General features: G+C 40.0%; 21 protein-coding genes. 8 read left to right on the forward strand and 13 right to left on the reverse strand.

Annotated elements, in window-relative coordinates:
* Positions 1-21: 21 nt before the first annotated feature.
* Together DMB71_RS14895 and DMB71_RS14900 are read right to left on the reverse strand one after the other, a co-directional pair.
* Positions 22-1794 (reverse strand): MutS-related protein, encoded by a 1773-nt coding sequence (locus tag DMB71_RS14895; protein WP_111367364.1) that lies wholly within the window; start codon positions 1792-1794, stop codon positions 22-24.
* A gap of 62 nt (positions 1795-1856) precedes the next feature.
* Positions 1857-2690, reverse strand: coding sequence for a universal stress protein (locus DMB71_RS14900; protein WP_111367366.1), 834 nt, complete (start codon positions 2688-2690; stop codon positions 1857-1859).
* Between the two features lie 181 nt (positions 2691-2871).
* On the opposite strand from DMB71_RS14900, the gene mnmE reads away from it, so the two are divergent.
* From mnmE to DMB71_RS14920, 3 genes are all read left to right on the forward strand, one after another.
* Positions 2872-4272 carry a tRNA uridine-5-carboxymethylaminomethyl(34) synthesis GTPase MnmE gene (gene mnmE / locus DMB71_RS14905; RefSeq protein WP_111367367.1) on the forward strand — a complete coding sequence of 467 codons (1401 nt, stop codon included), beginning with the start codon at positions 2872-2874 and terminating at the stop codon, positions 4270-4272.
* Positions 4273-4649: 377 nt separating this feature from the next.
* Complete coding sequence (locus DMB71_RS14915) at positions 4650-5219, forward strand: helix-turn-helix domain-containing protein (RefSeq protein ID WP_111367371.1); 570 nt, start codon at positions 4650-4652, stop codon at positions 5217-5219.
* A complete protein-coding gene (locus tag DMB71_RS14920; RefSeq protein WP_111367372.1) occupies positions 5212-6354 on the forward strand; it encodes a site-specific integrase in 1143 nt (380 codons plus the stop codon). The genes DMB71_RS14915 and DMB71_RS14920 overlap by 8 nt, the downstream gene beginning before the upstream one ends.
* A gap of 491 nt (positions 6355-6845) precedes the next feature.
* Here the strand turns inward: DMB71_RS14920 and DMB71_RS14925 are convergent, their stop codons facing one another.
* Together DMB71_RS14925 and DMB71_RS14930 are read right to left on the reverse strand one after the other, a co-directional pair.
* Positions 6846-7535, reverse strand: a complete 690-nt coding sequence (locus DMB71_RS14925; RefSeq protein WP_111367374.1) for an IS3 family transposase — start codon at positions 7533-7535, stop codon at positions 6846-6848.
* Positions 7489-8670 carry an IS3 family transposase gene (locus tag DMB71_RS14930; protein WP_111367375.1) on the reverse strand — a complete coding sequence of 394 codons (1182 nt, stop codon included), beginning with the start codon at positions 8668-8670 and terminating at the stop codon, positions 7489-7491. The genes DMB71_RS14925 and DMB71_RS14930 overlap by 47 nt, the downstream gene beginning before the upstream one ends.
* 303 nt (positions 8671-8973) lie before the next feature.
* On the opposite strand from DMB71_RS14930, the gene DMB71_RS14935 reads away from it, so the two are divergent.
* Positions 8974-9219 (forward strand): hypothetical protein, encoded by a 246-nt coding sequence (locus DMB71_RS14935; protein WP_111367377.1) that lies wholly within the window; start codon positions 8974-8976, stop codon positions 9217-9219.
* A gap of 314 nt (positions 9220-9533) precedes the next feature.
* On the opposite strand, the gene DMB71_RS14940 is transcribed toward DMB71_RS14935, so the two are convergent.
* Positions 9534-9842 (reverse strand): DUF6965 family protein, encoded by a 309-nt coding sequence (locus DMB71_RS14940; RefSeq protein WP_111367379.1) that lies wholly within the window; start codon positions 9840-9842, stop codon positions 9534-9536.
* Between the two features lie 366 nt (positions 9843-10208).
* On the opposite strand from DMB71_RS14940, the gene DMB71_RS14945 reads away from it, so the two are divergent.
* Positions 10209-10676 carry a JAB domain-containing protein gene (locus DMB71_RS14945; protein WP_111367381.1) on the forward strand — a complete coding sequence of 156 codons (468 nt, stop codon included), beginning with the start codon at positions 10209-10211 and terminating at the stop codon, positions 10674-10676.
* A gap of 399 nt (positions 10677-11075) precedes the next feature.
* Here DMB71_RS14945 and DMB71_RS14950 read toward each other — a convergent pair whose 3' ends face one another.
* On the reverse strand, positions 11076-11369 hold the full coding sequence (locus DMB71_RS14950; RefSeq protein ID WP_111367382.1) for a hypothetical protein: 294 nt from the start codon (positions 11367-11369) through the stop codon (positions 11076-11078).
* A gap of 301 nt (positions 11370-11670) precedes the next feature.
* On the opposite strand from DMB71_RS14950, the gene DMB71_RS14955 reads away from it, so the two are divergent.
* The 3 genes from DMB71_RS14955 to mobC are packed head-to-tail and all read left to right on the forward strand — an operon-like array spanning position 11671 to position 15346.
* Positions 11671-12063, forward strand: a complete 393-nt coding sequence (locus tag DMB71_RS14955) for a plasmid mobilization protein (RefSeq protein ID WP_111367384.1) — start codon at positions 11671-11673, stop codon at positions 12061-12063.
* Positions 12048-13337 carry a relaxase/mobilization nuclease domain-containing protein gene (locus tag DMB71_RS14960; RefSeq protein WP_111367385.1) on the forward strand — a complete coding sequence of 430 codons (1290 nt, stop codon included), beginning with the start codon at positions 12048-12050 and terminating at the stop codon, positions 13335-13337. The genes DMB71_RS14955 and DMB71_RS14960 overlap by 16 nt, the downstream gene beginning before the upstream one ends.
* Before the next feature lie 32 nt (positions 13338-13369).
* Positions 13370-15346 (forward strand): conjugal transfer protein MobC, encoded by a 1977-nt coding sequence (mobC, locus tag DMB71_RS14965; RefSeq protein ID WP_111367387.1) that lies wholly within the window; start codon positions 13370-13372, stop codon positions 15344-15346.
* Positions 15347-15475: 129 nt separating this feature from the next.
* On the opposite strand, the gene DMB71_RS14970 is transcribed toward mobC, so the two are convergent.
* From DMB71_RS14970 to DMB71_RS15005, 7 genes are all read right to left on the reverse strand, one after another.
* Complete coding sequence (locus tag DMB71_RS14970; protein ID WP_111367389.1) at positions 15476-15844, reverse strand: VOC family protein; 369 nt, start codon at positions 15842-15844, stop codon at positions 15476-15478.
* 566 nt (positions 15845-16410) lie between these two features.
* Positions 16411-16986 carry an NAD(P)-binding domain-containing protein gene (locus DMB71_RS14980; protein WP_111367392.1) on the reverse strand — a complete coding sequence of 192 codons (576 nt, stop codon included), beginning with the start codon at positions 16984-16986 and terminating at the stop codon, positions 16411-16413.
* A 472-nt stretch (positions 16987-17458) separates the two neighbouring features.
* A complete protein-coding gene (locus tag DMB71_RS14985) occupies positions 17459-17929 on the reverse strand; it encodes a hypothetical protein (RefSeq protein WP_111367393.1) in 471 nt (156 codons plus the stop codon).
* Between the two features lies 1 nt (position 17930).
* Complete coding sequence (locus tag DMB71_RS14990) at positions 17931-18758, reverse strand: SGNH/GDSL hydrolase family protein (protein ID WP_162614831.1); 828 nt, start codon at positions 18756-18758, stop codon at positions 17931-17933.
* Between the two features lie 153 nt (positions 18759-18911).
* Positions 18912-19205: a winged helix-turn-helix domain-containing protein gene (locus tag DMB71_RS14995; protein WP_111367397.1), complete on the reverse strand. Its 294-nt coding sequence runs from the start codon at positions 19203-19205 to the stop codon at positions 18912-18914.
* A 4-nt stretch (positions 19206-19209) separates the two neighbouring features.
* Positions 19210-19773 (reverse strand): hypothetical protein, encoded by a 564-nt coding sequence (locus DMB71_RS15000; RefSeq protein ID WP_111367398.1) that lies wholly within the window; start codon positions 19771-19773, stop codon positions 19210-19212.
* 379 nt (positions 19774-20152) lie between these two features.
* The gene (locus DMB71_RS15005; RefSeq protein WP_111367400.1) at positions 20153-20419 is read right to left on the reverse strand and encodes a response regulator transcription factor; all 267 of its coding nucleotides are present in this window, start codon (positions 20417-20419) and stop codon (positions 20153-20155) included.
* Positions 20420-20825: the final 406 nt, after the last annotated feature.

Raw genomic sequence — 20825 nt, forward strand, 5'->3', positions numbered from 1 at the left:
TTCATCATTTACAATTCACAATTAAATAACCCCCATTTTCTGCATTAAGAAAGTTGCACTTTTATTTTTGCAGATTCCGTTTCGGAGTTTGTAATCGAAATGTAAGTCGTTGTTTTGAATCTCAACTTCGAAACATTGATTGGTTAAAATTTCAGGATATTCATTTGTAGTCAGACAAACTTCGATGTCGTGAGTTGCGATGGCTCCGATGGCTTTTTTAGAAATTATCTTTTTCACTACTTCAATTGTTCCGTTTCTTTTATCCTCGGAATTTGTACCTCTTAAAATCTCATCTAATAAAACAAAAGCAGGCTGATTTTCAAGCTCATCCATGATCTGTTTTAAACGTTTGATTTCAGCAAAGAAGTAAGACTCGCTATCAGATAAAGAATCAGATAATCGCATTGAAACTAATACTGGAAGTGGATGAACTTTAGCTTCTGAAGCACAGACTACTGATCCGATTCCACTCAATACCATATTGACTCCTAAACTTCTTAAAAATGTACTTTTTCCAGACATGTTGGAACCAGTCAAAATCACAAAAGATTGTGGGTGAAATTGCGTGTCGTTTCCAACTCTTGTCGCAGGATTTAATAACGGATGGCTTAGATTTTTAAACTCAATTTTATACTCTGAATTGATATCAGGGAAAACGAAATCTTCATTATTATACGCCAAATTTGCCAAACTGTTTAGTGCTTCAATTTCTCCAATAATAGAAACCCAATGATTCATTTCTGAAGCATAATCTTCTTTCCATTTTAATAATGCTTTTAAAACATGCAGATTAAACAAGAATGTTCCGTTGAATAAAGTGGCTGTAACAAAGTTATTTATCGTATCCATTCTTGAAAATAACTCAGAAAGCTGCTTTAAATGCTGACTTGCTTTTGCATTCTTAAAATTCAATTGTTCTTGTAAATGGAGTAACTTTTTAGATTGGAAAGATTCGTTCTCGATTTTTTCAATCAGTAAACTATATTGCTTTATGATGTTAGAAACATTATCAGCTTTTGCTATTTCCGATTGAATTCTCTTTACTGCTCTTCCTAAAACAATTAAATTGGCAATAAAGACATACGTCAAATAAGAAAGTATAATGGTTTTTGATGTAATAAAATACGCAGCCACAAACCCAAAAAAAGTTACTGGGAGAATAAATGATAATGCAACTAAAACTTTAGGTAGTGAATTGTTTGTAAATGAAGTCCAATAATTTATTGCTTCATAAGATTGTTTTGAATCTTGACTTAAAATTGCCAAAGCCTGGAATTCTTGTCTCCAATCAATTTTTGATTTTAATTCGTTTACAGCTTCCTGATTTTCTAAAATTTCCCTCTCAGGAAGTGTATGAAGCAATTGTTCTGCAAGCGTTTTTTTTCCGATGAAAGAAGCTGTTCTGTTTAAGTTTTGAAATAAAGAATGGTCTCCAAAAATATCTAAATCATATGCATACGGATGATGAAAATCGATAAATTCAGTTCCGTTTTCAAAAGGTGTTTTTTCTCTTTTTAGAAAAGCAATTTCATTCTTGTTAATTTTTAAAAGCGTTTCTGCCAGCAATCTTTGAAATGATACTCGAGAATGTATTCTCATAAAAAAAATAAAACCAGCAAAAGATAAAACAGCTAGGATAACATAAAGTATATGATCTGTTTTGATGTAATAAAATATAAAAAACAAGAAGAGAAAAATACTTAATAGCCTCAAAAGGCTTATGCTGTTGTATTTTTTGTTGGTTTTATTATAGAGTTCTGAGTATTTTGCAACGTTGTCTGGATATGCTTTCATTCTATTATTTTGCTTGAAATACAAATATAGCTTTTAAGTCACAAAATCATCAATATTGTAATTTAATCTTCATGCATAACCAAAATCGGAATGGTAACTTCTTTGGCTATTTTTTTTGAAAAACTAGAATCGAAAAGGCTTTCAAAGAAGGATCGTTTATGTGTTATGGTCGTCAGAATATCAATGTCTTTATATAGCACAAAATCAAGGATGGTTTCTTTTACATCATCACTTGGAAGAACTAAAAACTCAACATTTTCCCCGGCAAATTCTTTTTCAAATTCTTTTCGAGCTTCTTCCGTAACATCAGAATTAGATGTTTTTACATATAAGCTTTTAACCTTAGCATCTGTTTTTTTTGCAATTTTCAAGACCTTTTTCAGTTCTTTTTTGTCTTTTTCGCGATAGCGTGTTGTAAAACCAATTGTTTTAACCTTTTTGTATTTAGCATCTATAGGAATGCATAAAACAGGAACTTCAACTCCTGAAATCACAGACTCGGTATTAGAACCCGTGAAAAATTTAGTCCAGTCAGAAGCGCTGTTGGTTCCCATGATCACAAAATCGACTTGGTCTTCTTCGACTGCATTTTTAAGATTATAAATTAGGTCGCCATCCATTAAACGGTGTTTGATCACAATGTCTTCCAAATTACGTTCAGCAGCAATAGTTCTTAGTTTCGGAATTTCATCCTTAAACATTTCAAATTTTGCTAGCTCGATTGAACTGTATATGGAAGCATAATTCTCTGGAAAGAATTGGCTGTCGTAAACAGGAATCTCGAAAGTATGAAGTAAGATCAATTCGGCGTTTACCACTTTAGCAAATTCTAAAGCATGGACAAATGCATTGGTGGCAGCATCAGAGAAATCGGTTGGGAATAATATCTTTTTCATAGTACTTAAGATTAAGGTTTGTCTCTCAAATTTACTCATTCTGCGAAGAAAACAACCTGATATTTATCAGTATTTTAACAATTAATAATTTATTAATCTTAATTAATTTGAAGATTTCTTATTTGAATGCAGCTGTATTGATGTAGAAAAGAAATTGAGCGTTTTTTTATACCTTTGCAGCATGATAAATCAAGATTCTATAGTTGCTTTGGCTACACCTTCGGGAGCTGGAGCTATTGCCATAATTCGTATTTCTGGAGCCGAGGCTATTACCATTGGTAATTCGGTGTTTAAATCTATTAAAAACAAAGATTTAACCAAGCAGAAAACGCATACGCTTCACTTAGGGCATATTGTAGATGGAAGCAAAACATTAGATGAAGTTTTAGTTTCTGTTTTTAAAGGCCCAAATTCTTATACAGGAGAAGATACAATTGAAATTTCTTGCCATGGATCGACTTATATTCAGCAGCAGATTATTCAATTATTATTGCGAAATGGCTGTAGAATGGCCGATGCGGGTGAATTTACATTGAGAGCGTTCTTAAATGGGAAATTAGATTTATCACAAGCAGAAGCAGTTGCTGATTTGATTTCGTCGGATAATGAAGCTTCTCATCAAATTGCAATGCAGCAAATGCGTGGCGGATTCAGTAATGAAATTGCGAAACTTAGAGAAGAGCTTTTAAATTTTGCTTCTTTAATTGAATTGGAGTTGGATTTTGCTGAAGAAGATGTAGAGTTTGCAGACAGAACGCAGTTTCATGAATTATTAAACAGAATTGAATTTGTTTTAAAACGTTTAATCGATTCGTTTGCTGTTGGAAATGTAATTAAAAATGGAATTCCGGTTGCAATTGTAGGGGAACCAAATGTTGGAAAATCGACTTTATTAAATGCTTTATTAAACGAAGAACGCGCGATTGTTTCTGACATTGCAGGAACAACTCGTGACACCATTGAAGATGAATTGGTAATTGGCGGAATCGGATTTAGATTTATTGATACTGCCGGAATTCGTGATACAAAAGATGTTGTAGAAAGTATCGGAATCAAGAAAACTTTTGAAAAAATTGATCAGGCTCAAGTTGTAATTTATTTATTTGATGGATTAAAATTCCAAACTTCAAGTTCTGAATTTGTAAATGAAATTGAGCAGATTAAAAATAAATATCCCCTAAAACCACTTCTTATTGTAGTCAACAAAAAAGATATTCTATCTGCTGATGAAGTTTCGAATATTACCAATCAATTAGAAAATCTAAATGCAAAACTGCTATTAATTTCTGCTAAAGAAAAAATAGGAGTAGAGGATTTAAAAAATGAATTATTGTCTTTTGTAAATACAGGAGCGCTTCGTAATAATGAAACGATTGTTACCAATACAAGACATTACGATTCATTATTAAAAGCTTTAGATGAAATTCAGAAAGTAAAATTTGGTTTAGAATCGGGTCTTTCAAGTGATCTTATAGCGCTAGATATTCGCGAAGCTCTATATCAATTCGGACTTATTACAGGTCAAGTCTCAAACGACGAGTTGTTGGGGAATATCTTTGCCAATTTCTGTATTGGCAAGTAGAAGGAACAAAGAAACGCAAAACAAAAAATAACAAAAAGAGTTAAGATGTTGGTAATTAATATTTTGGCTCTTTTTTTAATGGTTTTTATTTTGGAATATTTGGTATTGCTTTGCTTAAATCTGTACCTTATTTGTACCTCGGATTTCGAGGTACAAATTTTGTGACAAAAAGGGATAAATGATGGCACAAATGTACATTTTGCTGAGGTTTTTAAAGATCGGATTTTTGGAAGAGAAATTAGCAAAAATGTTATTTTTTGAGCATATCGTTTGTCTTGTGCCCCTATATTTTGGCAAGGCAGATTCCAGAGTTTGGAAAGTAATTATGGAAGTTTTAAGGACATTTAAGTGCAGTAGGAAACTTAAATTTAAAAACTATGGGTTCAAACATTAGGATTTCCAAAATCTGTCAGTTCTGTAATAGTGAATTTACAGCAAAGACAATTAAAACAAAATTTTGCTCGCTAACCTGCGGAAGCAAGAGTTACAAGAAAAGAAACAGCGAGAAAAAGAAAGAGGCGAGACGGCAAGAAATGAAATCCATGCATGATGCGGATATCGAGCAGCTGGAAAAACTTGAAATTTTCACTATTGATCAAGCATGTCTTTTTATGGGAATAAGCAAGAGGACGCTTTATAGGGTAATTTCAAGGAATGAAATTGCCATTAGAAAAGTAGGAGCCAAGACTTTGATAAATCGTGCAGAAATCGATAATTTTTTTGAAAGGCTTTATGAAAGCAGAAAAAATGAAGAAACTGTTCAGAGATTTCCAGGAATTGAGCACTGCTATACAATTTCTGAAATACAGAAGAAGCTGAATATTTCTCCTGCAGCTTTATACGGCATTTTGCTGAGAGCAAGGATTGAAAAATACAGTGTAGGCAGGTTTGTTTATGTTTCCAAAAGAGATTTAGATTTATTATTTAACATTCAGAGCCATGAGTAAAAGTATCATAACACTTAGAAAGAAAGCTATTTCTCAGGGAAGAATGTCTCTCTATTTGGATTTCTATCCTCCCGTGTGGGATTCAAGAGCAAATGACTACACCAGACGCGAGTTTTTGAAACTCTATATCTATCAGAAGCCGGCAGATCAGCATCAGAAGCTGTCAAATTCTGAAAATCTGCATACGGCGGAACTGATCCGAGCAAGAAGACAGAATGAAATCAATAAATCGGAGATCTATTCTCCATTTGAAAAAGAGCAGCTGCAAATTCAGGCCCGCGGAAACGAATCATTTCTCCAATACTATAAAAAGCTAGGAGAGAAAAAAACAGGAAATAATCTATCGATATGGAACTGTGCCATAGCGCACTTTGAAGCATTTTTAAATGGAAATGATCTGCTGTTTAAGGACGTTACGGTTACAGTTATTGAGGACTTCAGAGATTATCTTCTCAAAGCGAGAAGCATGCGAAAAAATAATAAGCAGATTTCTCGCAATACAGCGCTTTCCTATTACAATAAAATAAAAACAACTCTAAAAGGGGCGTATAAAGAAGATAAATTAAGAACCGATATAAATGCAAAAATTGGATCTATAAAAGAAATGGAATCTCAGCGCAATTTTATGACTATTGAAGAGACCCGAAAGCTCTTTGGGACTCCATGTCCTAATTCCTTAGTGCGTAAAATTTCGATGTTTTCGGTATTGACAGGAATACGTTATGTGGATATTGCGAAGCTGCTCTGGTCTGAAATCCATTACATTGAGAATGATGGCTACTATGTCATATTCCGCCAGAAAAAAACTCAAGGTGCAGAAACAATGCCGATTTCCAATGAAGCTTTTGAGCTGCTTGGAAAAAGAAAAGGTGAAAAGGAACTGGTGTTTAAAGGATTAAATAAATGGGATGTAGACCGGGTACTTCCAGTATGGGTAGCATTATCTGGCATTAATAAGCATATTACCTTTCACTGCTTTAGGCATACTTATGCTACGCTCCAGCTGACTGCGGGAACAGATATTTTTACCATTTCAAAAATGCTAGGCCATAGGAGCGTTAAGACCACGCAGGTATATGTAAAGGTGATTGACCAGAAAAAAAGGGATGCCGCAAACAGAATATCATTAGGATAATATTTAATTTAACCTTGACGCACAAAAAATGCCTTATTTAACCAATAAGGCATTTTTTATTATTGAAAAATCCTCCCTCTATGCAGATGCTCAAGCCATCGCAGATTATATTTTAATTCCTTTACGGCGGCCTAGGAGACAGCGATAAGGTTTGCCATTGGTTTAAAGATGCCTATCAGCCAAACGTTAATCCTTCCTTCAGATCCGCCGCAGAATGCAAGGGCGGTACAAAGCCCATATTTTTGCAATAGTGCTGACGATGTTCTGCAGGCCGTTACAATGGGATTTTGAGGTTTATATATAGATTCGGCCAGAGGCATCAAGCGCGTTAAATCAGTATTGCCAAAGATTGGAAAAAATTAACAATAACAGGATTGGGAGCAGAAAAGAAGACTTTCATTAAAACCAAGTAAATGGCACTAAGCAGCTAAAGGTATGCAAGATTGGCTGTTTGGATAGCCCTTAACGTATATATAAGTGCATAATATAACTTAGTCTAGTTGCCATTTGCCATCATTGGTATTAAAATCAGTTTGTTTGGCAGTTTTGCTGATTGCAGGAGGTCTTGCTTTTATTATCAAAACCTTCAGATCGAGCTCTCTCATGTATTTTAACACTGTTTTATGCGATAGGAAATAGCCTGATTTTTGGAGTTCTGCAGCGATGCGGCGGCATCCATAAGTCTCTTTTGAAGCGATAAAAATGGAGGTGATTTCATTTTTTAGTGCTGCGTGCCATTTTTGTGTCTCCGTGGGCACGCCACGCTTCCATGCACGATAGGTTCCCCTGTTTGCATTAAGTGCACTGCACATTAATTTTATGGGGTATTTTTTTTCATTTTCTTGCATAAATTGAAAAATGAATGGTTTCCCCAAGCATATGCACTTACTGGCATTTCTAATGATCTCATACTTTATGTCTGCCTGGCAAATCTGTTTTTTAAGATCATTTATTTTTTTGTCTTCCGAAGTCAAAGTAAGGTTTCCATAGCCGGGAAAACATCCCGATCCATATTCTTTTAATTCCTTTCTCCAAAGAAAAAGCAGATTTTTATGTATCTGCAAATCTCTTGCTGTCTGGGCCGAACTCCCATTTTTATAGCTTAAAAAGACTGCTTTTAATTTGAAGTCACGGTCATAATTTGTTCTGGTCTTTTTCATCATTAATGCCATTGAATTCATCAATTGTTTTGAAATCAAGTCTGGAATGTATTCTTTTTTTATTGTACCAGTCTTCTATATATTCATATATTTTCTTTTTCATTTCTCGTGCTGACAGGAGTCTTGTCTGTTTATAAATCAATTCTCTTTTTAGCGTGCTAAAGAAACTCTCAGCACTTGCATTGTCAAATTTGTCCCCTTTGCGGCTCATGCTTCTTATACAGTTAAGTCCATCCAGTTTTTCAATAAACGCCCTATTGGCATATTGCATGCCTCTGTCGGAATGAAATAGCAATCCATCTAAAATAGGGCGATTAATTGTGGCTTTTTCAAATGCGGGCAAAGCGGTAGCCTTTGCAGAAAGTCCGAAACCCAAATGCCAGCCAACTATTTTTCGATCATATAAGTCCATAACAATAGTGAGATACATAAATCTTTTTTCAATCTGTATATAGGTGATATCTGAAACCCATACTTTAGAAGGTATGCCAACTTTAAACTGCCTGTTTAATATATTCGGGGCAATGCATAAATTATGTCTGGAATCTGTTGTCGCCTTAAATTTCTTTTTTGCTTTGCTATGCAATCCAAGCTGCTTCATGTAAAACGATACCTGACCATCAGAAATCTGGAATCCGCGCCTATGAAGTTCTTTAGTGATTAGGATGCTTCCCTTGTTCTGCTTGAACTCAAAAAAAACGGATGCTATTTCTTTTTTAAGAAGATAGACACGCGTCTCTGTTTTTGAGAATGGGTGTTTTGTCCATAAATCGTAGGTGGAATGGGAAGCCCCTAAGACTTCGCACATTTTATACAAGGGATATTGGTCTCTATTCTCATGTATGAAGCCGCATAGGGCATGTTTTCCCTTATGCATGTATTTGAGTCCCTTTTTCAATATTTCTAGCCGAAACCGGGATTCTGAAAGCTTCTTTTCCAATTCATATATCTGTCTGTTTTCAAAATAGACCCTTTTATGGCCTCTGCCAGGGAAGCTTCCTTTTGCAAACCTGGAGTAGGCGGCCCGCCATTTGGAAAGCATTTTAGGGCTAACGCCTAATTCTTCTGCAGCTTCCAGAACCGTATTTCTTACATAGCTTAGACGAACCGCATTTTCTTTGAAGGCAGGATCGTAATGTTTAATAATTTTTGCCATACTACGGATATTTTAGCTATTAAAGAGGGATATGCTAAATTTATGGAATTTTGGATCGATATGCGGCATTTTAATGCCTAATGTGTTAATAAGGAAACGGAAAAAAACAAATTTATCATGAGGCAAAACGGTATAGGAAAGATGGTTTTTCAGAAAGAGCCGTTCTGCATATGCAGAGCAGCCCAGGTGTAACATGTTTTAATGGTTCTCAAGACGTATTTTAACAGTGCGGCTAAACGGCATAAAGCCTAAATCACTATATTTGGCTACAGATTATTATCTATAACAGACAGATCTTTCACAATGGAAAAAGCTATACAATTAAAGGTGAGAAAAGATTTGGATGCCCATCAGCAGCATACGATCCTAAAGCTCAAAGGCAGCCTGATTTCAAAAGGGTACACCGAGATCATACATATCTTGGACCAGGACGAAGAGTTCCACATCAACAGCTTTGAAACGGACAAAGAGAAACGCAATGAAGTCCAGCAGTACATTGCGGCCTTCATCGATCAGGAAAACCTGAAGGACGCCATCAGCATGAAATAATAAGAGAGTCCTAAAAAAAATCGAAGCCCGACGGCCGTCAGGACTGCGGGCTTTTGGTTTTGATTTTATTGAATAAAGGAGACAGCTTATCGGCGTATCTTTTTGGCTTTCTTTTTCTCCATCCTGCCCTGAGGCAGAAGGATTTCCGTGGCACACGAGCGAAGCGAACTGGCGAAGCAATCGCGGCTATGATTTTGAATAGCCTGATTTGATTGTGAAATATGCCGGCTGTTAAAATAATTTAGGGCATCATATATTCATAATTAGCCACTAGTTTTGTGCAGGAAGCAATAAAGCATGGATTAGGCTGAATTTTAAACGGCAGTTTCCTCTTCGGAAACCGCTTTTTCAGAAGCGGCTTCTGCAATAATTTCGCCAGATGCTTCTTCTATAGGCGATTCTTCACCAGCTGTCTGCGAAGCTGCTTTTTTCATTAGAATGTAAAATTCTTTCAAGTGCCACCATGCCGGACAGCGGTCAGCAGGCCCGTTAAAGTTTCTGATGCCGATGTAGCAGCTCTTCAGGAAGAGCTGCGTATCGGAGATGTATGCCCATTCGGTCCACTTCGCTTCCTTGGGCGGAGGACTGCTTTCAAAATGGCGTTTGATGTCTTCGTAATTCATGCCGCAAAATTAGATGAAAAAGGCACATGAGGCAAGACGGTTTGGGGTGTTTATGCATTAATGGAACAGCATTTGTGCCTTCTTTACTTCCACTGTTTTGAATGCTAGCCCATTGCGTTTCCGGGTTTTTAGCCGTGTTTTTTTGCTCTGTCTGATGATCCGGTTAGTGCTTTCTGGAGCAGGCATTTCGGCGGAGAAGCCATTTGAGTTTAATCCCATCACAAAGTTCGGGCGCAGGAGTGCGGTTCACAGCAAAAAATTCCCCCATAAATGCAGGGCATCCGCCCTGCTTTATTGCGTTGCTTTTTGCGTTCGCTTTCCTCTGCCCGGTGCAGGTGCTGTTATTAATCTTAAAAGCTAAAAGCCATGAAACCGCAACAAGACAGCAGCTGGAAAACCGTATCGGAAATAGATCTGATCTATAGAACAAAAGTGAAGAGCTCCGAGAGGCCCAAGATCACTTCTTCCAAATCCGCCTATGCCATCCTGATGGACTGCTGGGATCCCGACAAGATAGAATTCATCGAGCAGTTCAAAGTCCTGCTGCTCAACCAGTCCAATAAGGTGCTTGGCCTTTATCAGTCATCCTCTGGAGGCATTTCAGGTACTGTAGTGGATATCAGGCTGCTGTTTGCCTCTGCGCTTAAAGCCAATGCGGCGGCCATCATTATATCCCACAACCATCCCTCGGGAAAGACCGCTCCTTCAGAGGCAGACAAAGCGATTACCAGAAAGATCAAGACCGCTGGCGAGCTGCTGGAGATAAAGCTTCTGGACCATCTGATCGTTACAGAGGAGAAGTACTACTCCTTTTTGGATGAAGGCGCCTTATAGCGCCTTTTTTTATTTTATTATTATTTTTCGGTGCGCTTCCGAAAAGAGTAGGAATGCTGTAATATTATCGGAAGATGCTGTAAGGGCGGGCTGTTTATATTGCCGTAAATTTGTCTTGATATTGGCAATGCTGCTGTTTAAATCAGTCAGAAAATAACAGGGGACCGGCGGGGTTCGTCTGGAGGTTCTGTCCCAAATGATTTAGTTAGTTACCGCATACCATTTCAGGCAACCGCCGGCCGCCGAAGACTCCCTTTTTTAAGGGAGTTTTTTCGTTTTGTGTAGACACTCCTATCAGAGGCTAAAATTGTATAGTAAGAGCCTTCTCAATATTGAGGATTTAGGATAGCAATAAAAAAGCCGCTAAACTTTCTGCTGGCGGCTTTTCATTTTTGTTTTTTACTGTTTTTTTTTCTCGCTAAGACAGGCCAGTTTTTCATTGAGTTCGGTCAGTCCCGCCCTGCCCAGGCAATCCGCTGAAAGCTGTCTTAATTCGATGATGTTTTCCTCTGCGGTGCGCTTTAAAAGCACCGAAGGGCTGCTGTCGTTTTCCTCCAGTCCGCGCTCAATTGCATGGTGCAGCAACAGCACATTTTTTCGTGAAATCTTCAGATCAATCCTCACCTGTTCATTCATGCCCGGGATACTCAGTATGGTATCAAAAACCTGGGCGGCATCATTTTCTGTCAGCATATTTCTCGTTTTTAAATTAATAATCCGCTGCTTCAAAGATAGCCAGAAGCGCCTGAAACACCCCATTCAAAATATGGGCGGGATGGGAGGAATCCGCAAGGCTTTTCTATTTTCGCTTTGGAGATGGCCTCAAAGCGGCGTTTTTAGGCTTTTAAGCTTTGAGGAAGTTCAAAAACTGCCTTCGTTCCTGCAGTCTGCCAGATGTCCGTTTGTTTAACAAACGAATCTGGCTGCCTTGGCTCGGAACTCGCGGCAGTGAAACTCAAAGGAGGATTGTTTGAAGAAATGAAAGGGAAACAAGATGGGAAAAGAGATTTTAAACAGGACGCGCATTGCGGCAGTGCGCTTTACGGCCGCAGAATATGCGGCATTGGAAAGAAGGTTCAAGACAACCGCCTGCAGGCAGATGAGCGAATACCTAAGAAGCTGTCTTTTGAATAAACCAATTATAGTCAAGCATCGGGATGCTTCGCTGGATGAATTCATGCTCGAGTTCATCCGTCTTCGAAAGGAGCTCTCCGCCCTTGGAAACAACTTCAACCAGAGCGTGAGAAGGCTCCATGCAATGCAGCATAATGACGAGCTCAGGCAGTGGATTTCAGAGGCCGAATCGCAGCGCGAAAGGCTCTTGGCCCAGACAGAATCCATTGCAAGAATGACCGAAAAAATGACCCGCAGATGGTTGCAGTCATAAAGACCGGACATTCGGTGCAGAGCATCTTCCGATACAATGAAAATAAGGTGAAGCAGGGCGCCGCCCAGTGCATCGGGGAAGGCAATTACCCGGCTGCTTTGAAGGACCTGACTTTCGATATGAAACTCAACCGCCTGCTGCATCAGAATGCCCTGAACGGGAATGTCAAGCGCAACAGCGTGCACATCTCGCTGAACTTCCATCCGTCCGAGAATTATTCCGCCGAAAAGCTCATGAAGATCGCCGATGCCTATATGGAAAAGATTGGCTTCACAGAGCAGCCCTATCTGGTCTACCAGCATCATGATGCAGGGCATCCGCACATCCATCTGGTCTCGATAAAAGTAAGGGAGGACGGCTCTAGGATCGACATGCAGAACATCGGAAAGAACCAGTCGGAGAAAGCAAGGAAAGAGATAGAAAAACAGTTCAATCTGATGAGGGCAGAAGGGAGAAAATCGGAGGATATGCCGCTGATAAATCCTGTTGCAGTGAGCAGGGTTTCATATGGTAAAAGAGAGTCCAAAAAAGACATGTCGGCCGTGCTGAACTCCGTGCTTTTAAACTATAAATACACTTCCTTGGCGGAGCTCAATGCGGTGCTGGAGCTCTATAATATAAAGGCGGACAGAGGAAGAGAGGATTCGAGGATTTTTAAGACGGGCGGGCTAGTATACCGCATGCTGGATAGGGAAGGCAAAACGGCAGGAGTTCCGATTAAGGCAAGCCATTTTGCAATGAAGCCTACCCTTGCTTTTCTGGAAGGGCGTTATGCCTTGAATAGCGTGGAAAATGCATTTGAAAAGAAGCGGATCCGTAGTGCGGTTGATGCCGTTTTCTTAAGCAGGAATATGGATATGGAAAAGCTGGCTGCCGCACTTCACAAAGAGGGAATCGATGCTGTAATGCGAAACAGCGGCCAGGGGCAGCTCTACGGCATCACTTATGTTGATCATGTCACCAAGTGCGTCTTAAACGGCAGCGCTTTGGGGAAAAATTACAGCGCGAAAGGGATGCTGGAAAGGTGTGGGGAGGGTGCAGGTTCGAAAGTCAAGGCAGGTGCTGAAACACTTTTGGAAAAAGAGCATAAAGAGCAAGGGGAGACTACTTTTGAGGAGACAGCAAGAGGCATTTCAGATGGAATTTCAGATGGCTTTTTTACAAACGGGCTTCAGGAACTTTTCAAAACCGAATGGCAGCCTGACAATGTTCCTGCGGCATTAAAGCGAAAACGCCGGAGAAGAAAGAAAATGGGCGGTTCGGATCTGAATTGAAAAGAAATTAATCACACTAAAATAGTGCAGCCATGCAGACGGGAGAAAACGAACAGGCGCTGAGAAAAATAATAGACATGACAAGGCTCATCAGCATCATCCTGCTGTTGGGGCATTGCTACTATTACAGTTATGGGGCTTTTAAGTCATGGAATCTTACAGGGGATTTCGGGGACAAGGTGCTGGCATCGGTATGCCGGACGGGACTGTTTGATAATTTTTATATTTCCAAGCTTGCCGCGCTTGGTTTTCTTTTGATTTCGCTTTTGGGGGCAAAGGGAAGAAAGGATGAGAAGCTGCAGTTTAAGACCGCTTTTTACAAGATGGTTTCAGGAGGGGTGCTGTATTTTTCAAGCGGGCTTTTGCTGCTGTTTTCTGCTGATGAGGTTATGGCTTCGGCGGGTTATATGGCGGTCACGGCTTTGGGGTTTCTTCTCATGCTGTCGGGAGGCACGCTGCTGTCCAGGCTGATCAGAAACAGGCTGGCTTCTGGCGATGTCTTTAACAGCAAGAACGAAACCTTTCCGCAGGAGGAGAGGCTGCTGGAAAACGAATATTCGATCAATCTGCCCGCTCGATACCATCTTAAAAGCAAGATCCGCTCGAGCTGGATCAATATTGTAAATCCCTTCCGCGGGCTGATGGTTCTCGGAACGCCGGGATCTGGGAAATCATACTTTGTCATCCGCCATGTCATCACCCAGCACATAGCCAAAGGCTTCAGCATGTTTGTCTATGATTTCAAGTACGATGATCTGTCTAAGATTGCCTACAATGCCTTTAAGAAATACAGGCATGTTTATGCTGTTAGGCCCAAATGCTACTTCATCAATTTCGACAATATCATGCACCGCTGCAATCCTCTGGATCCCCAGAGCATGGAGGATATCACCGACGCCTCGGAGTCTGCCAGAACAATTCTGATGGGGCTTAACCGCGAGTGGATCAAGCGCCAGGGCGATTTTTTTGTGGAGTCGCCAATCAATTTTTTATCGGCTGTGATCTGGTATCTCAGAAGGCATAAGGACGGGGAGTTCTGCACCCTGCCGCATGTGATAGAACTTATGCAGACCGATTATGACAGCCTCTTTACCCTGCTTCGGACCGATAAGGAAATAGAGGCGCTGATCAATCCTTTTGTCAGCGCCTATCTCAATGATGCGATGGACCAATTGGAAGGGCAGATCGCCTCGGCGAAGATTGCCATGGCAAGGCTGTCATCGCCCCAGCTGTATTATGTGCTTTCGGGAAATGATTTCACACTGGATATCAATAATCCCCAGGAGCCGAAGATCGTCTGCATGGGAAACAACCCGCAAAAGCTGCAGATCTACGGAGCGGTATTGTCTCTTTATGTGAACCGATTGATAAAGCTTGTAAACAAAAAAGGGAAGCTTAAATCGAGCCTCGTGTTTGACGAGTTCCCGACCATTTATCTCAACAATATGGACAGTCTGATCGCCACGGCCAGAAGCAACAGGGTAAGCACCTGCCTCGGGGTGCAGGACTTCAGCCAGCTGCGCAAGGACTATGGGCGCGAGCAGGCCGATGTGATTATGAACATCACCGGAAACATCATCTCCGGGCAGGTCACGGGCGACACGGCCAAACAGCTTTCGGATCGTTTCGGGAAGATCATGCAGGATAGGGAGAGCTTGTCAATAAACAGTTCCGATACTTCGATCGGCCGTTCCAGACAGCTGGATTCGGCTGTGCCGCCATCGAAGATCTCCTCTTTGAGTTCGGGGGAATTCGTAGGCATGGTGGCAGACAATCCTGACTGCAAGATCGAGCTGAAAACGTTTCATTCCTCGATTGTAAACGACCATAAGGCTTTGCTCAAAGAGGAGAAGGGATATAAGGAAATACCGCCTGTAAGAAAGCTCGATAACGGAATGATCCAGGAGAACTTTGCGCAGATTAAAAGGGATGTGCAGGAAATCATCTGCACAGAGATGGACAGGCTTTTGAATGATCCGGCGCTGGCGCATCTCATTGTAAGGAAATGATGCAATAGCCTATATTGCCAGACTGCAAAATTTTAAGTTGGTTCTGCCGCTGCAGACGAAAGCTTTTTTAAGTGCAGATGCCCGATGGCTTCCACTCTTAAGAGGCTTTCTGCGGTTCGCAAGAAGAGGCTACTCCGAAACAATGATATAATAATGGTCCGGATCCCAAAGCGTAAATTGGTTTTTCAGGGAGTTTTCATTGTAATGGATTCCCTTTTCAAGAGAGGCATCCAGCTTTAGGGCGTTTTTAAAGGCTGCATTCAGATCATCCACCCTGAAGAAAAGTATCAGTCCGTTTGCCGGGCCGTCATTTGGGCTGGCCATGGTCGGGTGCTCGTGTTCGCCCCATTTGTGGAGGCATAATATCACAGTATCCCCGCTGGTGAGGATTTCAAAGGTTTCCCCTCCGTGCGTGCCTTTGCAGCCCAATAGATTCTGGTAGAATCTTGAGCTTTCCGGCACATTGGCCACCGCAATGATTGTTTCGGTTTTTACCATATTATAAGAATGGGAGCGCAAATGATGTTTGGGCTTGAAAGCCTTTTTTCAAATGTAAGGAATAAATGGGCACGAACTGCTGGCATTGCTGCTTTTTTGCATCTTCCCAGCAATAGTGTCCATCGCTTTTTTATCAGAACCGGCAATTCTTTGCATCCTAATTATGCTTGCGGCCTTCTTAAAACTGCCAATTAATTTCGCGAGCGGGAACGGGACTCGAACCACTGATTTTTTTTTAGCTGATGTTTCATGATAAGAGCCAATTGCACTGGATTCAGTCGTTGGCTCTTTCTTTCTTTCTTTCTTTCTTTCTTTCTTATTTTATAAATTTAAATTTCTCTTTTAGATTGCATTTCATATTGTTTTGTACCCTAATGCTTGAGATGCTCATGAGGCTGCTGATTTTATTGGATAGATTGTTTTATTATCCATATATCCAATCTCATAATTGCAAAATGTGCACTTGTAAAACAATATGGCATTTTGCCAATGTGGCTTGTCCAAACAGCATAGATGGGCAGAGAAGCATTATTCTTGATTCAAAGAGTTTTCGAACCGATTGATCTCTATTCTGTCCAGTGTGAAACTCTGCTTATCCAGCTGTTCTGAAGCTGCAGCCTGCAAGAGAGATCAACGGGAAGGAACTGCAGTTTTTTTAGAAATGCTGCTGCTTTGTTTCTTGAATCAGAACAGTCGCCCATAAAAAACAGCTCTTCTTTTTTCTCTTCCTGCCCATTGATGCGGTCTGATATAAAAGGCGCCGCATTGAAAAGTTTTACCATATGGGCGGCAGGAAGCAGTGATGCCGTGTTTTGGTATTCCATGGCTTTGGTGATTCCCGTGTGAAGGGATTGCGCGTCAGAAATGAGGCCACTGGCGTACAGTACGGTTTTTCCTGACATATCAGGAAACTTTTGGATTGTGTCTTCCAGATTTTCCTTCGGCAGGAAAAGCACAATCAGGCTGGGGGCGGCCGCCTGATCGAGAGAGCCCAAGCGCACTTCTGCTCCCATTTTTCCGATGCAGTCTCTTATAAGGCTGCCACCTTTGGGATTATTTATAATGACCCTAAAGCCTGCCTTAGATGCCCTGCCTGCTAAATCAATGGTCAGGCTGCTTATGCCTATGATTCCAATTTCCATAATTTTCTTCTTTTAGTGGCTCTATAAAATATAAATCTGATGCTGTCAGATAAAGCGGCGGAAAATATGATCTGGGGGCGGGAGTTTCCATATTTAAAATTAGGGCAATTGTTTAATATGCGCTCAGGTGTTTTTACGGGTTTTAGATGCTAGTTAGTATTTTCTTTTTCGAGATTGTTTTTGTTCTTGTTTTGATTCTGGCCGGCGAATGGAGTTGGGAAAAGAGTGCAGTTGATTTTACCGGCAGATATAATTTGATAGTTATTCGATCGCAGATGGTTTCTAAAATTTTAAAGAAGTGGTTCGAGTCATGCTCTCTCTACTAAGTAAAAAAGCTCCAGATTTATCTGGAGCTTTTTTTGTTTGCTGTAGCATTAAGCTAATAGTGATTGCGGATGCCAGGTTGGGAGCTATTCGGATAGTTTTCCATAATGGCTTTCAGAAGAGCGGCCCATTGCTCTTTGTTTCCCTATCATGCCTGTCTGTATGGTGCGGGGCGTGAAAGCGCTATGAGCAGCAGCGCTTCAATTGCTACCATCAGAATTGGCCTATGCCACGAAACTGCTATCCAAAGGCTGGTCTGCTTTTGAAAGTCAATATTGTCTGCCATGTTTTTAAATGTTTCCAATTTTCTGGCAAAGAATATGCTTATTATTGTGATGTACATATAGCAGACGAATGCCGATAGTACTAATTTTTTTCGTGTTGGGATTTTCCAATTGAAAATTAATGATGGCACGATTGTAAGGAGGATCAGAAAGTGGAGCGGTATCCAAAACTTCATGGCCTGCCCCAAGCTGTTATTGCTTTTGGCTGTCATTGCTGAGGGGCTTTTTAGCATTTCCGGAATGCCGAATAAATGTTCATAAAGCCCTGCTGATGCACTTATGCCTAAAAAGATGATGCAGGCAATTAAAATCGGATTTATCAGTTTCGTTTTCATGCTATTTTATGGTTGATAGTTTATCGATTAAAGATCGCGCTACTGCTTTTTGCCCATCAATGGTAAGGTGTATGCCATCAAACTGGACGAATTCAGGATTTACAGGATTTCCAAATTCTTCTGCCGCATCAATTGCAGGTTCTGGCAGGGTTTTCAAATATCTGCCGATTTCATTTAAATCTGAATTTTTCAGACTCAATTGCTGGGTTTTGAACGGCTGGAAATCTGCCGCTTTTTTCTCGTCGACTTGTACTGGAGCAAGCCAAACAATATTTGCTTTTGCATCTCTACGGATTATTTCTTTTATGGCATTGAGGTTCGCAATTGTCTCTGTTAGGGAAACGGCTGTCTTTTGGTTTACATAGCGCATTGAGTCATTTGTGCCCAAATGGCAGATTACCCAATCTGGATTTGATTTTAGCTGTCCTGTTATTTTACGGAGCGCTTCTGTTGTGGTCTGCCCTGAAATCGCGGCATTGATTATGCGGATATTGTCTTGTGGCCGCCTTTGATTTAAAAGATGCTGCAGAATGTAGACCCAAGAGTTTAAAGCATCTGCCGTACTTTCTCCAATTACCAGAACAGTCTGGTTTTTCTTGAAGGGAAGCCTGTCAATTTTAAATGAAAAGTCCGGATCTGCCAAAAGTTCAGACGCCGCATTTTGGGCCTGGACATCATAAACTTTTTTAGCCGATTGGTATTCTTCTATTGACATGCCGTAGAGCTGCGCAATTTGCCCGTCATTTAAGTCTGGCAGAAAATTCAAGATTTTTTCCGGGTGCATATGAAGCAGCATTTTGTCTGCGTATGCGATTTTTTTTGTTTCCATTTTATTAGCTGTTTTTTCTTGTGCGTTTGCGTTTCCTATGCCATTTAAAAATAGCAGCGTGAGAAAGGTTCTGCTTAATGTTTTCATAATGATTGAATGATTTTAGTTTGTAAATAATTCTAGTTTGCATTGCAGACTAAAAAAGCAAAAAAATTAGAGATGCAGATATTTCTTTATTGCCTCCACATAATTTTCAAAGGCATTTTTCCCTGTTTTTGTCAGTCTGCAGATTGTTTGCGGATAGTTTCCCTTAAATGTTTTTTCCACTTCAATATATTTTGCTTCATTAAGCTTCTTTATCTGATGGCTTAAATTGCCCTGCGTTGTTTGGGTGACCTCCTGCAGATAGCCAAAATCGGCCTGTTTCATTTTAACAAGTGCAGAAACAATAGCCAGACGCACAGGCGCATTCAAAACAGGGTCCAGTTCCCCAAAAGTATCCGCCATCCGATTATGATTTTGAATTTTTAAGCATGTATCCCGGAATCAAATAGCCTGCAATTATGGCAAAGCCGTGAAGCAGAACTTTGAACTCGTCTGCAATATAAACGCAGCAGACAGATGCAATGAGAAAACAGATGCCGCCAAACAGCAGAGGCCTAAATTTCATTGCCATTCCAGAAACTGCTGTGCCAATTCCTGCTAATATCAAGGTATAGGCAAAGGGCTGGATTTTTTGGTAAACGCTTGCAAATACTATGGCAATAAATCCAAAAGCCAAAGCCATCCAAAGTTTTTTAAGAAAAAAATTCAAATGGGTTTCCGATGTTTTGTTTCGGCTGCAATTAATTGTCACAAGCAATGCAGCGCCTGCCAAAATGGGGAATGGCAAAAAGTGGTATTTAAAATTGGTTTTCGTTTGGATCAAAAACTGAAGAATGCTTGCAATGGCCAAAGTCCAGCCCCAAAGCAAAAATATAAAGCTGTGCGATCTGAAGTTTTCTTTTGTCTGACTGATTACCTCTGCAATAAGCTTCAAACTCTCTTGCGGGGTCAATTTGATTTCTTTTTCCATAAAGAAGAAAATTAATTTGCTCTGTAAATGTAATATGGTTTGTAATGCAAACCAAATTTTATGGCGATTTTTTTAAAAAAATAACTTTTATTTCTGCAGTCAGCCAATTAGTTAAGTGTGTTTTTCCTTTTCTCAGACTGTTTTGGCTGCTATTGGGAGGTGGCGAAAAGGATGTTTATTTGAATGGAAAGACTATTTAAAAAGTTAGTTAGTTTATTTTCTTTTTCTTTTTTATGATTGTTTTTCTTTTATTAGTTTTTCTATTTTGATTTTGGCCGGCGAAGGGAGCTTGGCTTGAAGGAGAAGTTATTTGATTGGAGGATTAGGGTAATCTTAATGTTTTTTTGCCTTGTGGCTTTTCAATAGACAAAATGCAGTATTATAACCATCCTTCTCTAATTGCTTTTGTGATAAGTTTTATGGTGTTTTTGGTCTGTGTTTTTCTAAGGATATTTCTCCTGTGGGCATTTACTGTTTCGACACTCAGAAATAGCTTATCTGAAAGGGATCTGCTGTTATGCCCTTCAATAGGATTTTTTAGGATTTCCTTTTCCCTTCTGGTCAGGATTTCCTTGGCAGGCTTAAATACGGTCTGCAGTTCGTCAATGTAGGATGGCCCGCCTTCCAAACCTATATAGGAAAGCATGGGGCTTCCGGATGTTTAAGATGCGTTATATCTGTATGTATATCCAGAACTTTTAAAGCCCTGCCTTCATCTGATGTCTGAATGGTATAGATCTGCTGCAGTATCCTTACACAATGCCCATTTTTATGTCTTAATCTGTAGTCATACCTTATCAATGGTGGAAGTTACGAGATTAAAGATCAGGTAATAATATTCGCCAATAGTGAAAATGTCTACTATTATTTGATGTAGTCAAAGCTGTAATCGGGAGGTAAGCAGCGGTTTAATTTTGCCGCTGTACCCCAGATTTTCTGTACAGAGACTGTGAATATGCTGTGCTGCTTTGGGATTGTCTTCCGTTTCTGGTCCGTAGTCCTTTACTTTGTGCTTAGCACTTGCCGAAAACAAGAGATTAGCAATAATTTGG

This window comes from Flavobacterium tistrianum (assembly GCF_003254545.1).
Taxonomy (GTDB): Bacteria; Bacteroidota; Bacteroidia; order Flavobacteriales; family Flavobacteriaceae; genus Flavobacterium; species Flavobacterium tistrianum.

What these genes read in the sequence shown, in the direction of transcription:
- DMB71_RS15005 (WP_111367400.1), bottom strand. Translation starts at nt 20,419, where the DNA reads ATGCTTTCCTATATAGGTTTGGAAGGCGGGCCATCCTACATTGACGAA.
- DMB71_RS14990 (WP_162614831.1), bottom strand. Translation starts at nt 18,758, where the DNA reads ATGGAAACAAAAAAAATCGCATACGCAGACAAAATGCTGCTTCATATG.
- DMB71_RS14895 (WP_111367364.1), bottom strand. Translation starts at nt 1,794, where the DNA reads ATGAAAGCATATCCAGACAACGTTGCAAAATACTCAGAACTCTATAAT.
- DMB71_RS14985 (WP_111367393.1), bottom strand. Translation starts at nt 17,929, where the DNA reads ATGAAAACGAAACTGATAAATCCGATTTTAATTGCCTGCATCATCTTT.
- DMB71_RS14925 (WP_111367374.1), bottom strand. Translation starts at nt 7,535, where the DNA reads ATGAATTCAATGGCATTAATGATGAAAAAGACCAGAACAAATTATGAC.
- DMB71_RS14915 (WP_111367371.1), top strand. Translation starts at nt 4,650, where the DNA reads ATGGGTTCAAACATTAGGATTTCCAAAATCTGTCAGTTCTGTAATAGT.
- DMB71_RS14920 (WP_111367372.1), top strand. Translation starts at nt 5,212, where the DNA reads ATGAGTAAAAGTATCATAACACTTAGAAAGAAAGCTATTTCTCAGGGA.
- DMB71_RS14960 (WP_111367385.1), top strand. Translation starts at nt 12,048, where the DNA reads ATGGTTGCAGTCATAAAGACCGGACATTCGGTGCAGAGCATCTTCCGA.
- mnmE (WP_111367367.1), top strand. Translation starts at nt 2,872, where the DNA reads ATGATAAATCAAGATTCTATAGTTGCTTTGGCTACACCTTCGGGAGCT.
- DMB71_RS14930 (WP_111367375.1), bottom strand. Translation starts at nt 8,670, where the DNA reads ATGGCAAAAATTATTAAACATTACGATCCTGCCTTCAAAGAAAATGCG.
- DMB71_RS14900 (WP_111367366.1), bottom strand. Translation starts at nt 2,690, where the DNA reads ATGAAAAAGATATTATTCCCAACCGATTTCTCTGATGCTGCCACCAAT.
- DMB71_RS14950 (WP_111367382.1), bottom strand. Translation starts at nt 11,369, where the DNA reads ATGCTGACAGAAAATGATGCCGCCCAGGTTTTTGATACCATACTGAGT.
- DMB71_RS14945 (WP_111367381.1), top strand. Translation starts at nt 10,209, where the DNA reads ATGAAACCGCAACAAGACAGCAGCTGGAAAACCGTATCGGAAATAGAT.
- DMB71_RS14955 (WP_111367384.1), top strand. Translation starts at nt 11,671, where the DNA reads ATGGGAAAAGAGATTTTAAACAGGACGCGCATTGCGGCAGTGCGCTTT.
- DMB71_RS14970 (WP_111367389.1), bottom strand. Translation starts at nt 15,844, where the DNA reads ATGGTAAAAACCGAAACAATCATTGCGGTGGCCAATGTGCCGGAAAGC.
- DMB71_RS14940 (WP_111367379.1), bottom strand. Translation starts at nt 9,842, where the DNA reads ATGAATTACGAAGACATCAAACGCCATTTTGAAAGCAGTCCTCCGCCC.
- DMB71_RS14935 (WP_111367377.1), top strand. Translation starts at nt 8,974, where the DNA reads ATGGAAAAAGCTATACAATTAAAGGTGAGAAAAGATTTGGATGCCCAT.
- DMB71_RS14980 (WP_111367392.1), bottom strand. Translation starts at nt 16,986, where the DNA reads ATGGAAATTGGAATCATAGGCATAAGCAGCCTGACCATTGATTTAGCA.
- mobC (WP_111367387.1), top strand. Translation starts at nt 13,370, where the DNA reads ATGCAGACGGGAGAAAACGAACAGGCGCTGAGAAAAATAATAGACATG.
- DMB71_RS15000 (WP_111367398.1), bottom strand. Translation starts at nt 19,773, where the DNA reads ATGGAAAAAGAAATCAAATTGACCCCGCAAGAGAGTTTGAAGCTTATT.
- DMB71_RS14995 (WP_111367397.1), bottom strand. Translation starts at nt 19,205, where the DNA reads ATGGCGGATACTTTTGGGGAACTGGACCCTGTTTTGAATGCGCCTGTG.